Source organism: Mycobacterium sp. 852002-51163_SCH5372311, assembly GCF_001667115.1.
Lineage (GTDB): Bacteria > Actinomycetota > Actinomycetes > Mycobacteriales > Mycobacteriaceae > Mycobacterium.
The window spans coordinates 1-17713 of sequence record NZ_LZIJ01000190.1 but is presented as its reverse complement, the minus strand read 5'-3'; the positions used below and the strand labels follow the sequence as shown (position 1 = coordinate 17713).

Here is a 17713-nt window from a genome sequence, read left to right as displayed (position 1 = left end):
GAATGGTCCAGGTGCAGTCGGGGCTGGGTACCAGGTGGCGCCCCGGTGTGCTGGACCCGCTGATCGTCGGAGTGCTTGCTGCCGCGGTGAGCCTCTGTGGCGCGAGCCGCCCGTCTTTCTGGTACGACGAGGCCGCGACCATTTCCGCCTCATATAGTCGCTCGGTCGGGCAACTGTGGCGGATGTTGGGAAACGTCGACGCGGTGCACGGCCTGTACTACGTGATCATGCACGGGTGGTTCCAAATCTTTCCGCCGACGGAATTCTGGTCGCGCGCACCGAGCGGTTTGGCCGCTGGGGCGGCCGCAGCTGGGGCTGTGGTGCTCGGCAAGCAGTTCTCTTCGCGCACTGTGGCTTTGAGCGCCGGAGTTCTCTGCGCGGTCCTACCCCGGACGACCTGGGCAGGCATCGAGGCCCGCCCCTACGCCATGTCGATGATGGCCGCGGTGTGGCTGACCGTACTGCTGGTTGTCGCGGCACGCCGGGAAAGCCGTTGGCTCTGGCTGCTTTACGGGATCGCGCTGGTGTTGTCGATTCTGCTCGACATGTACCTGGCCCTCGTCTTGCTGGCGCACGTCGTTTTCATGTGTGCCTTCAGAAGAAGTCGACCAGTGCTGGTCGCGTTCGCCGTCACCGCGGTTGCGGCGGTTTGCGCCGTGTCGCCGTTCGTGATCGAGGTCGTCGGGCAAGTTCAGCAGATCAAGTGGATAGCCCCGATCGGGCGCCGAACGATCGAAGACGTGGCGGTGCAGCAATACTTCGAAAGAAACCCGCTCTTCGCGGTGTTGTCGGCGCTGGTGATCACGGCGGCTATCGTCTGGTGGCGCCGTTCATCCGGGAAGCCGGAAGCCGCGGATGGGCAACTGTTGACGTTGGCGGTGTCCTGGCTCGTGATACCAACGATTCTGATCGTGCTCTGGTCGGCGCTGGTTCACCCGATCTACACACCGCGCTACCTGTGCTTCACCGCACCGGCAATGGCGCTGGTACTAGGGGTCTGTATTGGCGCGGTGGCGGTCAGGCCCTGGGTAGCTATGGCCCTCGTTGCCCTGTTCGCCGTTGCTGCGGCGCCGAATTATGTTCGGGTGCAACGCAGCCCGTATGCCAAATACGGAATGGACTACAGCCAAGTCGCCGATCTGATCACCACCAAGGCGGCGCCGGGTGATTGCCTGCTGGTGAACGACACGGTGACGTTCATGCCCGCCCCGATGCGGCCGCTCATGGCGGCGCGCCCCGATGCGTACCGCAAGCTGATCGACCTCACCCTTTGGCAACGAGCAACAGATCGCAACGACGTCTTCGACACCAACCTGATTCCGGAGGTCGTCGCGCGGCCATTGGGCCACTGCCGCGTCGTGTGGATCATCACCCAAGCCGACGAGTCGGCGCCCGCCCACGAGCAGGGGCCGGCGCTTCCGCCGGGCCCGCGCTACGGCGCGACACCGGCCTTCACGGTGCCGCGGGACGTGGGCTTTCGGCTCGTCGAGCGCTGGCAGTTCAACCTGGTTCAGGTGATCAAAGCCGAGCGCTGAGGCTCACCAGATACGGCTCACCAAATACGGAGGTAGTCGACGAGCATGGACGCGGGGTAGGTACCCCGCGCCGGGTCGCCGGCACCGACCCCACCGACCGCGAGCGTGAACATGGGAGTCATCCAGTAGCCGGGATTGTTGAACGGCCACCGGAAGTCGTCGGGAGCGCCGCCGGCGACGTGGATGGGCTTGGGCGGAACGCTGAAGTACGGTGCTCCGTCCCGCGAGAAGTGGAATCCGTCCTGGGCCCACTGCATTCGCCAGGTGTGCCAGCCGCCGTCGACCAGACCGGGAATCGACTTGCCTTCCCAGGTTTTCCCGTTGGACGCGGCGTGCACGGTGGTTCCCGCGGGCCAGCTGCCGTTGCCGTACCACTCGAAGATGTCGACCTCGCCGTCCGGTTCCGGATCCTCGTTGACGCCCCAGAACGCGGCCCAGAGGCCGGGGTACAGGCAGTCCAGCTTTATCCGCGCTTCCCAGGTCTGGTTGATCATGCTGCGAAAGTTGCCGCGCAGTTTGCCGGTGTAGTACTGCCCCATCTCATTGGTGGCGCGCAGCACGAGGTTGGAGTTGCCGTCCAGGAACACATTTCGGCGATCGTCCCGGTAGATCCCATCGACCTGCGGAAACACATCGTCCTGCCAGGTCTGCACCGTCCACTTCCCCGGATCCGGGCCTGCGCCCGCGGGTCCGTCGAACTCGTCCTGGAATATGAAGGGCCCACCGGCGCCGGCGGGCGCTTGCGGCGGCGCCGGCTGCGCCAAGGCTTCGGGCACGGGCATCGCCGCTGCAGCCGCCAGCATGCCTAGCCCCGTCGTCAACAACATGCGGCGACGATCCATCTCAAATACCACCAATCGTTAGATCGGGACCTCCGACTCGGAACTCCGCAAACGGTGTTATGAAACCACGCGCCAGCCCGGTACGCATCAAAAGACACGAACCCAGTCGACCAGCATCTCCATCGGGTAGTTCCCCCGCGCCGGGTCCCCACCCCCTGAACCACCCACTGCCAGGTTCAGCACGGGGAACATCGTGTAGCCGGGATCGTTGAACGGCCACTCCCGGATCGGATCGTTGAGATCCTCGATGCCGTGCCGCCAGAGCCCCAAATCCCGTCGCCAGCATCATGCGTCGACGATCGATGACAGGCACAAGCAAGGGACGATATCAGCCCGTGATGTAGCGCGTTACGGCAGGCGAATTGACTGCCGCGTCGGTCGATGTCATTTGGTTGTGAAGCCTGGGCTTTGCGTGTGAAGCCTGGGCTTCACGGGTGAATTCCGGGCGAAAATTCGCGCCGATCCTCGCCGTACATTCACAGCGAACGCCGTCACTTCACGCGCGATGCCGTCATTTCACGCGCGCCGGCAGATCAGTGCGGGCAGCCGGGCCGTTCGCCGGTCATCGAAACCGCTCCGCGTGGTCCACCGGTACAGGCCGGCGCGGTCGAATTATCTGGCGAGTGATCTCGTCATCGAATCTTCCTCATGGCAAGATCAGCCATTACCCGAGCAATGGCGTTAGCCGTTGCGGGTGCACGTGTCGTCGTCGCCGACTGCGCTCAAGTAACGCATCACCGGAGGCGGTTGGGTCTCGACGGCTACCGGCCTGGACATCTGCCCGTCCCGCAACGCCGCGTTCAGGTTGGCGCGAGCAGTGTCGACATCCGTGTCGATCTCGTAGAGGGTGATGAACGATTCGCCGTTGTCGGCACGCCAGCGGCGGGCAGAGACGAATCCTTCGACGTTCAGCATCTCAGGTATGTGAGTGTGCTCGTGCCATTTGTGGTATTCCTCGGCCGATGCCGTTGCGGCGGGCTTGCTTTCGACCAGTAACAAACTCTTAGCCATCTTCGTCTTTCTTCGTCTTTCTTGGTCATCTACTGAATTGGTTCGTCGCCGAGCACAGTGGTCCGCAACATTTCGCGTTGCGAATCCGGGTCGTAGGGAGCCGCTCGATGCAAGACCCCGCGGTTGTCCCAGATGACCGTGTCGCCGACCGACCAGGCATGGCTGTAGACGCGGTCGCGGGTGGTCGCTCGCTCGAGCAATTCAGACAGTAGGGCGCGGCCCTCTTCGACGTCCATCCCTACGACATAGTCGGCTGAAGCACCTAGCACCAGCGATTTTCGGCCGCTGCGGTGGGTCCACACCAACGGATGCTCATGCGTGGGCCGGGATCGCCATCGTGCCAGCTGCTCCGGAGTGGGTTCGGGTGTGACACGCCGCTGTGATGCCTCCAAGGAATGCACGACGCGCAGTGAACCAAACCGCTCTTTTTCCGCTGGGCTCAGTGCGTCGTACGCCGCGTAGGAATTGGCGAATTCGGTTTCTCCGCCCCGGTCGGCGACCTGCACCGCCGACAGAACCGTGGCTTTTTGCGGATACTCCTCACCGAGCGGCGTGCACCCATCGATGTGCCAGTCAAATGTGGCCTTCAAGTAGGCTGCCGACGAATTCTTCGACGGGTCAAGGGTGATCGGGTAGATTCCGGCAACCGGATGATGCCCGTCGGAGGAGTGATCGATCTCGCCGAGGCGGCGGCAGAAGGCGACCTGCGCCTCAGGATCGAGCTGTAGGTTGCGAAAAACCAAGACTCCGTTGGCTTCCAGCGCATCAAGGATCGTGGCGCCGATCGACTCGTCTGCGGCAGCACCGGCCAAATCGAGGCCGGAGACTTCCGCGCCGACCGACTCGGTGAGCTTGGTGATGGTGAGCAGACTCATGGCCGGGCCTTCCTGGTTCGCCGACTCACGGCACTGGTTCGACGGTGCGGATCATCACCGCATCAGCGGCGTTGACCGGGGTGGGCTGGTGCATGACCTCCACCGCCATCGCGACCATGATCAGCGAATAGATCAGGTGCAGCAGGTTGAGCGCATCGTCAGGCAAACCGTCGAGCGGGAACTTGTCACAGTATTCGATGGCTTCTTCCAGTCGCGGGAAGAACGCGTCGTAGAACTCCTGCATCTCGGGCATGGTGCTTGTCATCCGGGCGTTCCACCGTTCGGTTTCGGTTGGCAGGCACCAGGTTTGGGCATATGCCTCCAGTTCGGCAAATGCGCTGGGCAGCAATGTATCTGACATGGTCACACTCCCACCGGTGCCTTATCGCGGCGCCCCGCCCGGTATTCATCGACCCAGTCGACGACCACCTTGTGCAGGTGGCGCACCAAAATCTCCTGGTCGTTGAGCGGGAACTCGTCGACGACGCCGTACTCCAGTGCGGCCTGTGTCCCACCGAGCATGCCGGCGTCCTGCAGCGCGAACTCTTTGAGCACCACCGCCGCGACTTCGTGTTCGACGCGTTCGCGCACGCTGCGCGCCGGGTGGAAATAGGTGTAGGCCTCGAAGCGGTGCGTGTTGTACGAGGTGGGCCAGTACCGGTAAAGCAGGTACCAGCCGCCGTAGATCAGGATTTCGGTGTTGGGGAAGATCTGGAAATTGCTTATCCCCCACGGTTCGATGCCACCAGGGTTGAGCCCGGCCGGCAGCTCACCGATGTCGGGGGTGCGCCATGGACCGACGAGTCCGCTTTGGGTGGCCCGCTCGATGGGGTACATGTACTCCGGCGGCAGCAGCCACCGGCGCCGGCCCGCCGTGGACACCAGCCGGTGCGGGCCGTCGAGTTGGAAGTGCCCGCAGGTGAATCCGGCGTTCGGGTCGCGCACCTCCGGCGGCACCTGTTGCGGATGCAGCGAGGGCACGTGGTAGTACTCCTGGAACGCATCGGCGAAGATCTTCCAATTGCTGTTGTTGTGTGCGACCCATTCGTAGCGTTCGGTCAACTTGCCGAATGGGTAGTCGTCCAGCGCGGTGATCATCGGGCCCAGGAACTCGCGGAGGTTCTGCCGAGGCTCCTCGTCGAAATTGATGAAGACGAATCCGTTCCAGACGTCGCAGTGCACGGGACGCAACCCGTAGTCGGCCGGGTCGAGGTCGAAGAACTCGGACTCCTGCTGCACGAAGTTCAGGGCGCCGTCCAGACCGTAGCGCCAACCGTGGTACTTACAGGTGAATTGCCGACAGGTCCCGCGAGTTTCCTCACCGGGAAAGTCGTTCCACACCAACTTGTTTCCCCGGTGCCGGCAGACGTTGTAGAACGCACGAATGCCGTCGTCTCGGCCTCTGACCAAGATGACCGAGACGCGCGCGACCTCGATTTCCTTGGTCACATAGCTACCGGTTCGCGGCAGTTCCTCAACCCGGGCCACGTTGAGCCAGGCCCGTTTGAAGACCGCTTCGCGTTCGAGTTCGAAGAATTCTGCAGACGTGGAGTCTTTGAAAGATATTGGGCCGGTGCCCAAATCCGGGTAGTGCTCGGTCCAGGATCCCCGCGATCCTTCCGCGGGTCTTGCCGATCGTGTCATCGTGACCTCCCTGTCATAGCACCGCACCGCCGTTGACGCCCAGGACCTGACCCGTGATGAATCGGGCCTCGTCGGAGCACAGGAAACCCACCGCCGCGGCGATGTCGGCTCCAGTTCCCAAGTAGCCCACCGGGATATTGGCGGCGATCTGTTCATTGGACCCCAGGTACCCTGCGGCCTGTGATTGATGCTGCATCGGCGTCTCGATGCCCGAGGGGGGGATGGTGTTTACCGTGATTCCCTGCGCGGCGTACTCGCGGGCCAGCGACTTGGCGAGCGTGAGCACCGCGCCCTTGGCCGCCGCATAGTGGGCTGCGAAAGGCGATCCGCGTTGGGCACTCGACGACGAAATCAACACGATCCTGCCCCATTTCGCGGTCAACATGTCCGGCAACGCGACTTGACAGCAATGAAAAGTGCCGTTCAGGTTGACGTCGATTACCCGCGCCCAGGCCTCGGCGGTGATGTCGGTAAACGCCGAGTAGCCGAACAGCCCGGCGCTGGTCACCAGTACCGAAACCGGCCCCAGTTCGCTGCGAACTTTGGCGAACGCCTGCTCGACGGCGACGCGGTCGGTGACATCGGCGCAGACCGCAAGAGCCGCAGCTCCGTTGGCCCGTAGTTCGTCGGTAACTCGTTGCGCCGCTTCCTCGTTGACGTCGAGCACCGCGACCTTCAGCCCCCGCCGCGCCAGTTCCCGGCAGGTGGCCTCGCCGATGCCGGACGCGCCGCCCGTCACCACCGCGACTTTAGACTTAGTTGGCATCGCAGGTCCTGTTCATTCGTAGACCACCCGCACGGTCCGGCTGGTCGGCAGGCCCTGACAGGTCAGGATCCACCCTTCGGCCACCTCGTCGTCGTCGAGTGCGTCGTTGTTGAGCATCCGCGCGGAGCCTTCGGTCAACCGCGCCATACATGTTCCACAGTTGCCGACTTCGCATGACGACGGTGCCGCCAGCCCAGCCATGCGCGCGGTCTGCAACAACGTGTCGCCGTGCGAGTAGGTCACCGTCTTGGTCCGCCCACCGAGTTCGATCGTCACCTCGGCGGTGGCGACGTCGTCGAGATCACCGGTGTCCGCCCGTGCGGAATCGACGTACGGCAGAGCAGGGGAATCTGGCATCCCGGCAACGATATCAACTACTTGTCATTAATCTCAAGTACTAGATACATCGCCCCGGCACGGCCGGTGAACCTCGACGTCACTCTTCGGGGTGGTCAGTGAAAAGCTCGTGCCCCGTTCCCTTTTCGACCACACGGCCCAGCAGTTCGCGCAGGGTCTCCTGCTCCTGGGCACTGAGCACCCCGAAAACCTGCTCATGAGCCGACAGCGCGCTACTGACCACGGTCGCGGCCACGCTGCGGCCTTCTCCGGTGAGGTAGCACTGCAGAATGCGCCCATGCTGCGGATCCTTCTTCCTTTCCACCAGGCCGCGTCGTTCCAGCGAAGTCAGGGCGGCCTGCACCCCTTGCGGGCTGATCAGCAGCCGCCTGGCGAGATCGGCTCCGGACAGACCCGGCTCGTTGGCGAGCTGGCGCAGCACACCGATCTGCGCCGTGCTCACGCCATGAGCACGCATCGCTTCATTGATGGTGGTCAGCGAATGGTAGAAGGCCTGCTTGAGCAGCCACAGGATGTGGTCGGTGAGTTCCATGCCGGTCTCTGCCATCATTCGACCCTTTCGCTCGGGCCTTCGGTCGGGCTTCTGTAGATTCGGCCGTTTTTCATCACGAACGAGACGTTGAGTGTGGTTGCGATGTCCTGTGCCGGATTTCCCGGCACAGCGATGATGTCGGCGAGAAAGCCGGGGGCGAGGCGGCCCAGTTCGTCGTCGGCGTCGACCAGTTCGGCGGCCACCACGGTGGCGGCCCGGATCGCCTGCATAGGTGTCATGCCGCGATCGACCAGAGCCCGAAGTTCCTTGGCGTTCTGGCCGTGCGGGATGGCCGGTGCGTCGGTGCCACAGGCAATGCGCACCCCTGCCGCGATTGCCTTGGGCAGCATGGACTTTGCCTTCGGGAAGACATCTTCGGCCTTCTTTCGCAGTTCCGGCGCGATTCGGTCGATGGCCATCGCCTCGGTCAGGTAGGTGGTCGAGACCAAGAATGTGCCGTGATCAACCATCATCTGGATCGTCTCGTCGCTGGCCAGAAAGCCGTGTTCGATGCAGTCGATACCAGCGCGGATACAAGCCTGTATCGCGGTATCGCCCACGGCGTGGGCGGCCACTCGCACCCCTGCCCGATGCGCTTCGTCGGCTATCGCGGCAAACTCCGCGTCGGAGTACTGCTGGGAGCCGGGAGCGGTGCTGTGCGACATGACTCCGCCCGACGCCGACACCTTGATCAGCTTGGCGCCGTGGCGAATCTGGTAGCGGACACAGGCGATTACGTCCGGCACTCCGTTGGCGATTCCCTCGGCCACCGACAGCGGCATGATCCCGGGAGCCAACCGCTGAAATACCGTCGGGTCCAAATGGCCGCCGTACGGAGTGACGGCATGCCCGGCGGGATAGATTCGCGGCCCGTCGTGCCAGCCCTGGTCGATGGCGCGCTGAAGGGCGACATCGAGAAGGTAGCCACCCGTTTTCACCATGAGCCCGAGGTTGCGCACCGTGGTGAAGCCGGCCTGCAGCGTGGTGCGCGCGTTGACCGCAGCACGCAGGGTGCGGTACGCCGGGTCGTCCTGGACGCCGTGCATCGGCGCCGGCAGCCCCTCCGGACCGCCGGGCCCGCCGATGAACAGGTTGAGCTCCATATCCATCAGGCCGGGCAGCAGCGTGACATTTCCGAGGTCGATGACCGTGGCCGAATCCGGTTCTGGCCCAGCCGGATTGACCGCGGTAATACGGTCACCGTCGACCACCACCACCGCCGGTGAGCGAACCTCGCCGGTGTCGGCGTCAGCCCATCGGGCCGCGCGCAGGACGGTCGTACCGGTCACGGAACGGGCTCGGACACGCAGTCCAAGGTGGAAGCCCCTGAGTCGGGAACCCGGGGCTGTTTCCAGCACTCCACCGGGAACGACACCATGATCATCGAGTACAGCAGGTGCATGAGATTGAGGACATCTTCGGGCAAGTCGTCCAAAGAGAACTTGTCGCAGAAGGCGAGGGCTTCTTCGGCACGGGGGGTGATCGCGTCGTAAAACGCCTTCATCTCCGTCATCGAACTCGCCAGCCGCTTGGCGTAGCGCTGTGGTTCAGACGGCAGACACCAGTCCGTGAACGGCTCGAGTTCGGCGAATTCCGTTGGCAGCATTGGCATTGGGCTCACACCCCGGCCTTTGACGTGCGGCGGTAATCGTCGATCCAAGCCGCGGTCTCCTTGTGCAGGTGACGCAGCAGGACTTCCTGGTCGTTCAGGACGAACCGGTCGATCACCCGCGACTCGATCATCGACTGGGTCGCCTCCAGGGTATTGGCGTCCTGCAGTCCATATTCCTTGAACGACACGGCCGCCAGTTCCTGCGCCACCCGTTCGCGCGGGGTCCGCGGTTGCGGGAAGTACAGCGTGCCCTCGAACACGTGGCTGTTGTACGACGTCGGCCAGTAGTGATAGGTCAGGTACCAGCCCTGCCCCCAGAACAGCATGACGAAGTTGGGAAACAGCTGGAACGAATCCAGGCCCCACGGATCGCATTTCGCCGGATTCAGCCCGGCCGGCAGCTCGCCCAGATCGGGCTTGTCCCACGGCCCGAACAGTCCGCTCTGGCAGATGTCCTCGATGGGCTTGCGCATGTCGGGCGCCATCTCCCAGGCCCGCACGCCCGATGTACTGACCAGCCGATGCGGCCCTTCCAGCCGGTAGTGCGGAGCCTCGAAACCCGCCTCGGCCGCCGCCTTCGAATACGCCGTCGGGGACTGGTTCGCGTGCAGCACCGGCGCGTGATAGAACTCCTGGAACGCGTCCATGTACAGCTTCCAGTTCGCCTTCACCGTTGAGCGGTAGTACCAGCGCGAGGTCATCTTGCCGAACGGATAACCCTCCAGCGCGAGGACCATGGGCCCGAGGAAATCGCGCAGTGACTGTTCGGGCTGCTTCGCGAAGTTGACGAAGATGAAGCCTTCCCAGACGTCGCAGTGCACCGGCACCAGCCCGTAACGGCTCTTGTCGAGATCGAAGAACTCCTCTTCCTGCTGCACGAACGTCAGGTTGCCGTCCAAGTCGTAGCGCCAGCCGTGGTACTTGCAGGTGAACTGGCGGCACATGCCGCGGGTCTCCTCGAGCGGCATGTCGTTCCACACCAGCTTGTTGCCACGGTGGCGACATACGTTGTGGTAGGCCTTGATCTCCCCAGATGTCGTGCGCACCAGGATGATCGAGGTGTTGACCACCTTGAGCTCCCGGGTGAAGTAACTGCCCTTGCGTGGAAGTTGTTCAACGCGGCCCACATTGAGCCACGCCCGCTTGAAGATCGCCTCGCGCTCCAGGGCATAGATCTCCGGGCTGATGGAATCCTCGTAGGACACCGGCTCGGTGCCCAGTTCGGGATAGTGCTGCGTCCAGCTACCCTCAGGCGGCTTGGGGAATCGAGCCATAGCGCTCCTGTCCGTCCCGGTGCCGGGCAGCCACCGGCTTCAGTGATCCATAGGAGTCGGTCGAAGCCGACGGTATATGCTCAACAGCTGAATCACAAGTAGTTGATATTCGGAGATATTTGTGTGATCGGAGGCTCGGGTGACTGACCGCGTGCAATCGGGGACGACTTTTCACGTTGTGTCACCCCATACCGGTCAAGCTATTGCCGAAGTCACTGCCGCTGGACCTGCCGATGTCGACGCGGCCGTCAACGCTGCACGCGCTGCACTGGATTCGGGGCCATGGAGTCATTACCAGCCCTCGGAGCGCATCGCGATGATGCTCCGATTGGCCGACGTGTACGACCAACAGCGACAACAGATGGCCGACACCATCACCGCCGAGATCGGTGCCCCGATCACCTTCGCCCGGCGTGCACAGGTCGGTCTGCCGGCAATGATGATGCGCGCGTTTTGCGACCTGGCCGCACGGCATCCATGGCACGAAACTCGACCGGGTTTCTTCGGGACGGACGTGCACATCCGCAAGGAACCGGTCGGGGTGGTCGCGGCGATCGTGCCGTGGAACATGCCGCAGTTCCTGATTATCACCAAACTGGTGCCGGCGCTGCTTGCCGGTTGCGCCGTGGTCCTCAAACCCGCTGCCGAATCCCCGTTGGATGCACTGCTTTTGGCAGAAATGCTGGAGCAGGCCGAGCTCCCGCCGGGTGTCGTCAGCGTCCTGACCGGCGGCAGCACCGTCGGGCAGTTGCTGGTGAGCCATCGGGGTGTGGACAAGGTGTCGTTCACCGGTTCGACCGCTGCGGGCCGGGCAGTGGCCACGGCCTGCGCCGCCAATCTCACCAAAGTCAGCCTCGAACTCGGGGGCAAATCGGCCGCGATCATCCTCGACGACGCGGTACCCGAGCAGGTCGCCGCCGGGGTCCGATCAGCCAGCTTGTCCAACAGCGGCCAGATCTGCAATGCCTTGACGCGTCTTCTGGTGCCGTTGCGACGCCACGACGAGTACGTCGAAGCGCTTGCCTCCGAAATGGCGGGGTTGCGGGTGGGCGACCCCACTGATCCGGACACCCAGCTGGGGCCGCTGGTCTCCCGTCGCCAGCAAGAACGCGTCTTGGACTACATCCGGATCGGTGAGCGCGAAGGCGCTCGACTGGTCGTCGGCGGCACCGACATGCCTGACGGCATCGACCGCGGATGCTATGTGCAGCCAACTCTTTTCGCCCATGCCGACAACGGCATGCGCATTGCGCGCGAAGAAATTTTCGGCCCGGTGATCACCGTGATCCCTTATCGCGACGAAGACGACGCGGTGGCCATTGCCAACGACTCCGATTACGGCCTGGCGGGATCGGTATGGACCGCTGACCCCGACCGAGCTCTGCAGATTGCAGGGCGCGTGCGCACCGGCACCCTGGGGATCAACCAGGGTTACACCATGGACCCGTTCGCGCCGTTCGGCGGTGTCAAGGCCAGCGGCTACGGCCGTGAGCTGGGCCCCGAAGGTCTGGAAAGCTACCTGGACGCCAAGTCCATAACGATTGCGCCCGGAGCTTAAGGCAACTTGATCGCCGAGACGTACATGTCAACGGCCGGTCGATACAGGTCGACGTCGTCAAGTTGACTTCCGATCACGACCGCATCAGTCGTGGCAATGAGCAGCTGCGCAAATGTCAGCGGCGGTATCAGTAGCGCACCGCCGAGCCTGTCCACACCCTGGACGATGTACTTCGCAAACGACTCGGCGACCTGACGTCTCTTGTCTGCCACCCTTTCCCGCGCTCCGGGATTGCGCAACAGATACAACGTGAACTCTTGGCCCAGAGCCGCGTGCTGGGCTCCGCGGTCTCGACTCAATTGGCGCCACCGCTCGGCAATGTCGTCGCGTTCTCGGGCTCCGACTCGTGTCGATGTCGACATCACTTCGGAGAAGTTGTCGAAATAACGGCGCCAGTAACGGTCACTGACGGCCAAAAAGAAATCTTCCTTCGTTGAGAAGTGCTTGTAGATGGCGCCTTTCGTATAGCCGGCCGCATGCGCGATGTCATCCAGAGAAGCGGACATGAAGCCCTTTTCCGCGAACACCCTCTCGGCGGCATCGAGCAGGAGTGAGCGAGTGTGCTCAAGCCGCCGCTCCCTCGTCCAGCGCTGCTCCATCTCAGGATTCTCGCACAGTATCTAAGAATCTCTTGAGTATCTTAGATACTAATCGGTATATTGTGCTGCTGAGCAAGCCCGCCGGATAAGGAGACAGTGCGTTGAGCGTGCTACCGAACAGGAAAAATGCGCCCCAGGTCACCGAATCGCTCGGCAAAGCCGCCTCGCTCGGTGCTCAAGTGCAGTCCACAGCCAAGCCCGTCCGGATCTGGGCCATCGTCGGCGGTGTAATCCTGGCTTTCCAGTTGTACGTCTGGATCCGCTGGATCACCGGACCGTACTTCGTGCGGGTGCCCAAGGGGCCAAGCGACCCGCCGATGTTGATGAAGGTGGTTCTGATCACCTGGACGACCGTCATAATCGCCGGCTTGCCGGTCGGCATCTATTACTTCATCGTCAGACCCTGGCGGCGAGAACGCCGAATCACCACGGACGGCATGCTCCTGGTGGCGTGCGGGCTGTTGTTCTTCCAGGACCCGCTGCTGAACTACTTCAACACCTGGAGCACGTACAACACATGGATGTGGAACCGGGGCTCGTGGGTACAGCACATTCCCGGCTGGCAGTCCTACGGCGAGCCGGGCCGCATGATGGCCGAACCGCTGCTGATGAATGCTCCGGGGTATTCGTACGGAGTTCTGCTGTGCACGATTCTCGGCTGCTGGGTGATGCGCCGAGCCAAAGCAAAATGGCCAAACATCAGCAATCTCAGGTTGATTGGCGTTTTGATCGTTTGGACATTTTTCTTCGATTTGGTCATCGAAGGCTTGTTCCTGATGCCGATGGGACTATTCACGTACCCCGGTGCGATCAGGTCTTTGTCGATCAATGCCGGCACCTATTATCAGTGGCCGGTCTACGAAGGTCTGATGTGGGGCGGTGTGCAAGCGGGCCTTTGCGCCCTGCGGTACTTCACCGACGACCGCGGCCGGACATTCGTTGAACGGGGTTTGGAACGTGTCCAGGGCGGGTTTGCGAAGCAGCAGCTCACCCGCTTCCTGGCGATCTTCGCGGCATGCAGCATGTTCTTCTTCGTGTGCTACAACATTCCCGCCCAGTGGCTCGCCATGCACCAAGATCCCTGGCCTGCGGACCTCCTGAAACGCTCGTATTTCCTCATGGGCATCTGTGGCGACGGGACAGATCGGCTCTGTCCGGATCCGGCAATCCCGGTTCCCGGCAAGAGATCCGGCTACATCAACCCGGACGGGAAGCTTGTCCTTCCGGAGGGCGTCAAGCTACCGGCGGTCGTTCCCCTCCAGCGAGGGAAATGATGTTGGACTGTCACCCCGCCGCCATTCGCTCGGCTTCCGAGGCGCCGTTTTATCGGGCGGTGGGCGACGAGGTCGAGGTCTTTCACGCGGCGGCACGCCGGGGCCTGCCGGTGTTGTTGAAGGGCCCTACGGGCTGTGGGAAAACGCGCTTCGTGGAGGCCATGGCCCACGAGCTTGGTCGCGGCCTGATCACCGTTGCGGGCCACGAGGACATGACATCGGCGGATCTGGTGGGCCGGTTCCTGCTCAAAGGCGGCGAAACCGTCTGGGTGGACGGGCCGCTCACGCGGGCGGTGCGCGAGGGCGCCATCTGTTATCTCGATGAGGTGGTAGAGGCGCGGCAGGACACCACGGTGGTTATCCATCCGCTCGCCGATCACCGCCGCGAACTTGCGATCGATCGCATGGCCACGACTTTGCCGGCCGCGCCCGGGTTCCAGCTGGTGATTTCCTACAATCCCGGCTATCAGAGCGTCCTGAAGAACATCAAGGAGTCGACTCGGCAGCGTTTCGTCGCCATCGAACTCGACTTTCCGCCTGCCGAGATCGAGGCGGAGGTGGTGGCGCGTGAAGCCGGAATCGATTCTGCGACAGCGCTTTTGCTGGTGAACATCGGCAACGCCATCCGCAACCTGGACGGTTCACCGCTGCGCGAGGTGTCCTCCACGCGGATGTTGATTCTTGCCGGCAGCCTGGTAGCTGAAGGACTCAGCCTGCGCAGCGCTGTGCGATCGAGCATCGTCCAAGTCCTTTCCGACGATCGGGATGTCGTGTGCGCGCTGGGCGAAATGGTCGATGCCATGCTGCCCCAGACGTGACGGCTCCCGATTCGGCGAGCCTGGACAGGTTTCGGCTGCTCGCCACCTGCATCGCCGGCAGATCGGTCTCAGTGGCCAAGGCGCCGGAAGGCCAGGCTGCGCACACGAACGGTCAGGTCATATTCGTCTCGTCCGGCAGTTCCGTCGCCGGGCAGCGCCGCGAGATGCTGGTCCAAAGCGCCCTGCTCGGTGCGGGCAGTCTTGATCGACGACTGGTCAAGGCGTTACGGGCACGGCCCTCGGTGGCGCGTCGCTATCTGGCGCTGGAGGGGAACCGGGTGCTCACCGAACTTGCCACGCGGATGCCGCTTGCCGCCGCGCTTCGCCCCGACGGACAGCCGAGTACTGTGACCGCCGACGAGTCGCTCGAAATGGCATGCGGCCGAGTCAGAATCGATGACCCACCACAGTGGTTCGGCGTGATAAGACCCTCTCGATTGCTGGCAGCGCGTGCCGGGCCGGGCGCGCGCGCCACCGACAAGCAACTGCGCCTGGAATTCGATCCCGTCGACCTGCCCGAGGCCGACGACGATGGCGATGTCGATGGCGATGTCGACCAGGAGCAATTCGGAGAAAGCAAGATCCTCAAGCTGTTTGAGAACCCGCTCTTCAAATCTCGGGCTCTGTCGGACTACCTCCGTAAGTTGCTCGGGAACTCGCGTACGCCTTCACCCAGCGCCGCCGGGGCAGAGATGCAAGTTCGCTCACGTCGGCGAACACACACGATCGGACCACACGCCCGGCCGCTGCCCACGCGGATCCAGTTCACAAATGACGGCACGCCCGGCGTTGCGGGCGGGGTAGGCGGTGCCCTCTACCCGGAGTGGGATGTCCACCACCACCGGTATCGGCCACAGTGGTGCCGGGTCATCGATTTTCCGTTGGCCTTTGCCGCTGATATCTCCGCGGCCCGCGTTCCCCATGACGCCGTGCTTCGCAGACGCCTGTCCCGGGTGGGGCTGGGTCCCAAGGTGTTACGCGGGCGTTCCGACGGTGACGAGCTCGACATCGAGGCGCTCATCGACGTGTTCATCGATCTGCGATCGGGTTATTCACCGCCGGAAGACGTCTATCTGGACCGCCGCAAACTCGCTCGCAATCTCGGCGTACTCATCCTGCTCGACGCATCCGGTTCGGCCACCGACACCGATTCCGAAGGCCTCGCGGTCCACGACCACCAGCGGCGGGCGGCAGCCGCACTGGCCGTCACGCTCGAAGAGCTGGGCGACCGCGTAGCCGTGTATGCGTTCCGCTCACACAGCCGACATGCTGTCCACCTACCCGCGATCAAGACTTTCGGACAACGCTTCGGCGCCATAGAGCGCGCCCGGCTCAACCAGCTTCAACCCTCCGGCTACACCCGCCTCGGTGCCGGAATTCGCGGCGCGGGCGAAATACTCAAAACCGAAGCCGGCACACCGAATCGGCTGCTTGTCGTGCTGTCCGACGGATTTCCCTACGACGACGGCTACGAAGGACGTTACGCGGAAGCCGACGCCCACAAGGCAATTGAGGAACTCCGCATGGATGGTGTTGGCTGCCTGTGCCTTACGATCGGATCCTGCACCCCAGCCGACGCGCTCACCCGCGTCTTCGGCTCAGCCGGCCATGCCAGCGCCGCGACCCTGGCCGATTTGAGCCCGCGGATGGACGAGTTCTTCGTGTCGTCCCTGCGGGAACTCGCCGCACCGAAGCCACAGCGAGGTTGAGAATGAAGGTCTTGCTGACAGGTGCGCTGGGCAACATCGGCTTTCACACCCTGCATGCGTTGCTCTCAGAAGGCCACGACGTCATCGCCTTCGACATCGCGTCTCGCAGGGCGCGAAAATTGGCCTCCGGCTTCGACCGACGAGCACGCTTCGTCTGGGGCGACATCACCGTTCTGGAATCGCTGCGGCATGCACTCGAGGCCGTCGATGCGGTCGTCCATCTGGCAGCCATCATCCCGCCCGCCTCCGAACGAGCGCCGGCACTCGCCCGCAGAATCAACCTCGACGCCACGCGCAGCCTGATCGAAGAGATGGAGGCATCGCCGACGGCCAAACGGTTGGTCTTCGCGTCGTCGGTGGGCATTTTCGGCGACATCCAGGATCGCGAGCCGCCGCTGTGTGTCGACACGCCCGTTTCTCCGACCGATGAGTACGGGCACCATAAAGTGGCGTGCGAGAAGGCAATTCAGCAATCACGGCTGCAGTGGAGCATCTTGCGGCTTGCTGCGGTCTCGCCCATCCACCTGCAGGCGCAGGACCCCAGCATCATGTTCGAGATCAGTCCCGACGCACGGTTCGAGTTCCTGCATCCCGCCGACGCCGGGACGGCGTTCGCTCGCGCGGTGGCCTGTGAAGGGTCGATCTGTAAAACCTTGTACGTAGGCGGCGGCCCGAATTGCCGCATGACCTATCACGACTTCACCAACGCATTGATGAGCGCCATCGGCATCGGCCCCATTCCGGTCGACGCCTTCGTACGAAGGAACCCTCCCCGGTTCTCCGGTGACTGGGTGGACACCGAGGAAAGCCAGCGCCTGCTTCGATACCAGAACCGAGGACTCACCGAGCAACTGGAAGACATGAGAAAAGACTTCGGCGTCCTTGTGCCACTCATCCGCCTCGTAGGCCCGCTCGCGACGTGGTTCGTAACCCGCAGCTCTGCTTACCTCAAGGAGAACCGGCGATCCGCCGTCGGCTAGCCGGTCGCCGGTTCGCTCAGCTTGACCAATGTCTTGCCAATGTTGGCGCCGGTGAACAATCCGTTGAGAGCGTCGACACAGGATTCGATGCCCTCGAAAATGGTCTGCCGATGCCGCAGGCGGCCTTCCGCCTCCCACTGCCGGAGGTTGCCGAAGGCCTCGTCGAAGCGGCCCCACTGGTGCAGCGAGTTGAACCCCTGCATCAGAGCCGTCTTCGACAGCAGGTTCACGTAGTTGGCCGGCCCGGGATGCTCCCCGGTCAGGTAGCTGGAGATGACACCGCAAAGCACCACGCGCGCATTGGAATTCAGCCGGCCCAACACCGCA

Annotated in this window: 18 protein-coding genes and 3 pseudogenes; 6 read left to right on the top strand and 15 right to left on the bottom strand. The window is 63.2% G+C overall.

Going from position 1 to position 17713, the window contains the following annotated elements; all coding sequences use genetic code 11:
- Positions 1 to 2 precede the first annotated feature (2 nt).
- A complete protein-coding gene (locus A5791_RS22970) occupies positions 3 to 1535 on the top strand; it encodes a glycosyltransferase family 39 protein (protein WP_082967085.1) in 1533 nt (510 codons plus the stop codon).
- A gap of 17 nt (positions 1536 to 1552) precedes the next feature.
- Here the strand turns inward: A5791_RS22970 and A5791_RS22965 are convergent, their stop codons facing one another.
- The 12 genes and pseudogenes from A5791_RS22965 to A5791_RS22910 form a co-directional block, all read right to left on the bottom strand.
- Entirely contained in the window at positions 1553 to 2377 is an 825-nt protein-coding gene (locus A5791_RS22965; RefSeq protein WP_067241838.1) for a family 16 glycosylhydrolase, read from the bottom strand.
- Positions 2378 to 2464: 87 nt separating this feature from the next.
- Positions 2465 to 2629 (bottom strand): annotated as a pseudogene (locus tag A5791_RS22960) (1,3-beta-glucanase); the annotation flags it as partial.
- Positions 2630 to 3058: 429 nt separating this feature from the next.
- A complete protein-coding gene (locus tag A5791_RS22955; RefSeq protein WP_067241834.1) occupies positions 3059 to 3388 on the bottom strand; it encodes a DUF4286 family protein in 330 nt (109 codons plus the stop codon).
- A 29-nt stretch (positions 3389 to 3417) separates the two neighbouring features.
- Entirely contained in the window at positions 3418 to 4263 is an 846-nt protein-coding gene (locus tag A5791_RS22950) for a TauD/TfdA family dioxygenase (RefSeq protein ID WP_067241831.1), read from the bottom strand.
- Between the two features lie 25 nt (positions 4264 to 4288).
- Positions 4289 to 4624: a hypothetical protein gene (locus tag A5791_RS22945; protein ID WP_156661561.1), complete on the bottom strand. Its 336-nt coding sequence runs from the start codon at positions 4622 to 4624 to the stop codon at positions 4289 to 4291.
- 2 nt (positions 4625 to 4626) lie between these two features.
- A complete protein-coding gene (locus A5791_RS22940) occupies positions 4627 to 5907 on the bottom strand; it encodes an aromatic ring-hydroxylating dioxygenase subunit alpha (RefSeq protein ID WP_067241826.1) in 1281 nt (426 codons plus the stop codon).
- A gap of 13 nt (positions 5908 to 5920) precedes the next feature.
- Positions 5921 to 6673, bottom strand: a complete 753-nt coding sequence (locus A5791_RS22935; RefSeq protein ID WP_067241823.1) for an SDR family NAD(P)-dependent oxidoreductase — start codon at positions 6671 to 6673, stop codon at positions 5921 to 5923.
- 12 nt (positions 6674 to 6685) lie between these two features.
- A pseudogene (locus tag A5791_RS22930) lies at positions 6686 to 6964 on the bottom strand (2Fe-2S iron-sulfur cluster-binding protein); the annotation flags it as partial.
- Between the two features lie 145 nt (positions 6965 to 7109).
- On the bottom strand, positions 7110 to 7562 hold the full coding sequence (locus A5791_RS22925; protein WP_067241887.1) for a MarR family winged helix-turn-helix transcriptional regulator: 453 nt from the start codon (positions 7560 to 7562) through the stop codon (positions 7110 to 7112).
- 14 nt (positions 7563 to 7576) lie between these two features.
- Complete coding sequence (locus A5791_RS22920) at positions 7577 to 8851, bottom strand: amidohydrolase family protein (RefSeq protein WP_067241821.1); 1275 nt, start codon at positions 8849 to 8851, stop codon at positions 7577 to 7579.
- Positions 8848 to 9183, bottom strand: a complete 336-nt coding sequence (locus A5791_RS22915) for a hypothetical protein (protein WP_197504761.1) — start codon at positions 9181 to 9183, stop codon at positions 8848 to 8850. The genes A5791_RS22920 and A5791_RS22915 overlap by 4 nt, the downstream gene beginning before the upstream one ends.
- Positions 9180 to 10448, bottom strand: a complete 1269-nt coding sequence (locus tag A5791_RS22910) for an aromatic ring-hydroxylating dioxygenase subunit alpha (RefSeq protein WP_067241819.1) — start codon at positions 10446 to 10448, stop codon at positions 9180 to 9182. The genes A5791_RS22915 and A5791_RS22910 overlap by 4 nt, the downstream gene beginning before the upstream one ends.
- Before the next feature lie 139 nt (positions 10449 to 10587).
- On the opposite strand from A5791_RS22910, the gene A5791_RS22905 reads away from it, so the two are divergent.
- Positions 10588 to 12006 (top strand): aldehyde dehydrogenase, encoded by a 1419-nt coding sequence (locus tag A5791_RS22905; RefSeq protein ID WP_067241817.1) that lies wholly within the window; start codon positions 10588 to 10590, stop codon positions 12004 to 12006.
- Here A5791_RS22905 and A5791_RS22900 read toward each other — a convergent pair.
- Both A5791_RS22900 and A5791_RS27800 read right to left on the bottom strand, forming a co-directional pair.
- Positions 12003 to 12605, bottom strand: a complete 603-nt coding sequence (locus A5791_RS22900; protein ID WP_067241814.1) for a TetR/AcrR family transcriptional regulator — start codon at positions 12603 to 12605, stop codon at positions 12003 to 12005. The two genes, A5791_RS22905 and A5791_RS22900, sit on opposite strands and share 4 nt — an antisense overlap.
- Positions 12606 to 12780: 175 nt before the next feature.
- The gene (locus tag A5791_RS27800) at positions 12781 to 12948 is read right to left on the bottom strand and encodes a hypothetical protein (RefSeq protein WP_369828122.1); all 168 of its coding nucleotides are present in this window, start codon (positions 12946 to 12948) and stop codon (positions 12781 to 12783) included.
- On the opposite strand from A5791_RS27800, the gene A5791_RS22895 reads away from it, so the two are divergent.
- From A5791_RS22895 to A5791_RS22880, 4 genes are read left to right on the top strand one after another with little or no spacing between them, the layout of a single operon-like run.
- A complete protein-coding gene (locus A5791_RS22895) occupies positions 12935 to 13879 on the top strand; it encodes a spirocyclase AveC family protein (protein ID WP_369828121.1) in 945 nt (314 codons plus the stop codon). The genes A5791_RS27800 and A5791_RS22895 overlap by 14 nt on opposite strands.
- Positions 13879 to 14697 carry a CbbQ/NirQ/NorQ/GpvN family protein gene (locus tag A5791_RS22890; protein WP_156661564.1) on the top strand — a complete coding sequence of 273 codons (819 nt, stop codon included), beginning with the start codon at positions 13879 to 13881 and terminating at the stop codon, positions 14695 to 14697. The genes A5791_RS22895 and A5791_RS22890 overlap by 1 nt, the downstream gene beginning before the upstream one ends.
- Entirely contained in the window at positions 14694 to 16406 is a 1713-nt protein-coding gene (locus A5791_RS22885; protein ID WP_067241807.1) for a nitric oxide reductase activation protein NorD, read from the top strand. The genes A5791_RS22890 and A5791_RS22885 overlap by 4 nt, the downstream gene beginning before the upstream one ends.
- A 2-nt stretch (positions 16407 to 16408) precedes the next feature.
- Complete coding sequence (locus A5791_RS22880; RefSeq protein ID WP_067241805.1) at positions 16409 to 17386, top strand: NAD(P)-dependent oxidoreductase; 978 nt, start codon at positions 16409 to 16411, stop codon at positions 17384 to 17386.
- Here A5791_RS22880 and A5791_RS22875 read toward each other — a convergent pair.
- A pseudogene (locus A5791_RS22875) lies at positions 17383 to 17713 on the bottom strand (NADP-dependent oxidoreductase); the annotation flags it as partial. The gene A5791_RS22880 and the pseudogene A5791_RS22875 sit on opposite strands and share 4 nt — an antisense overlap.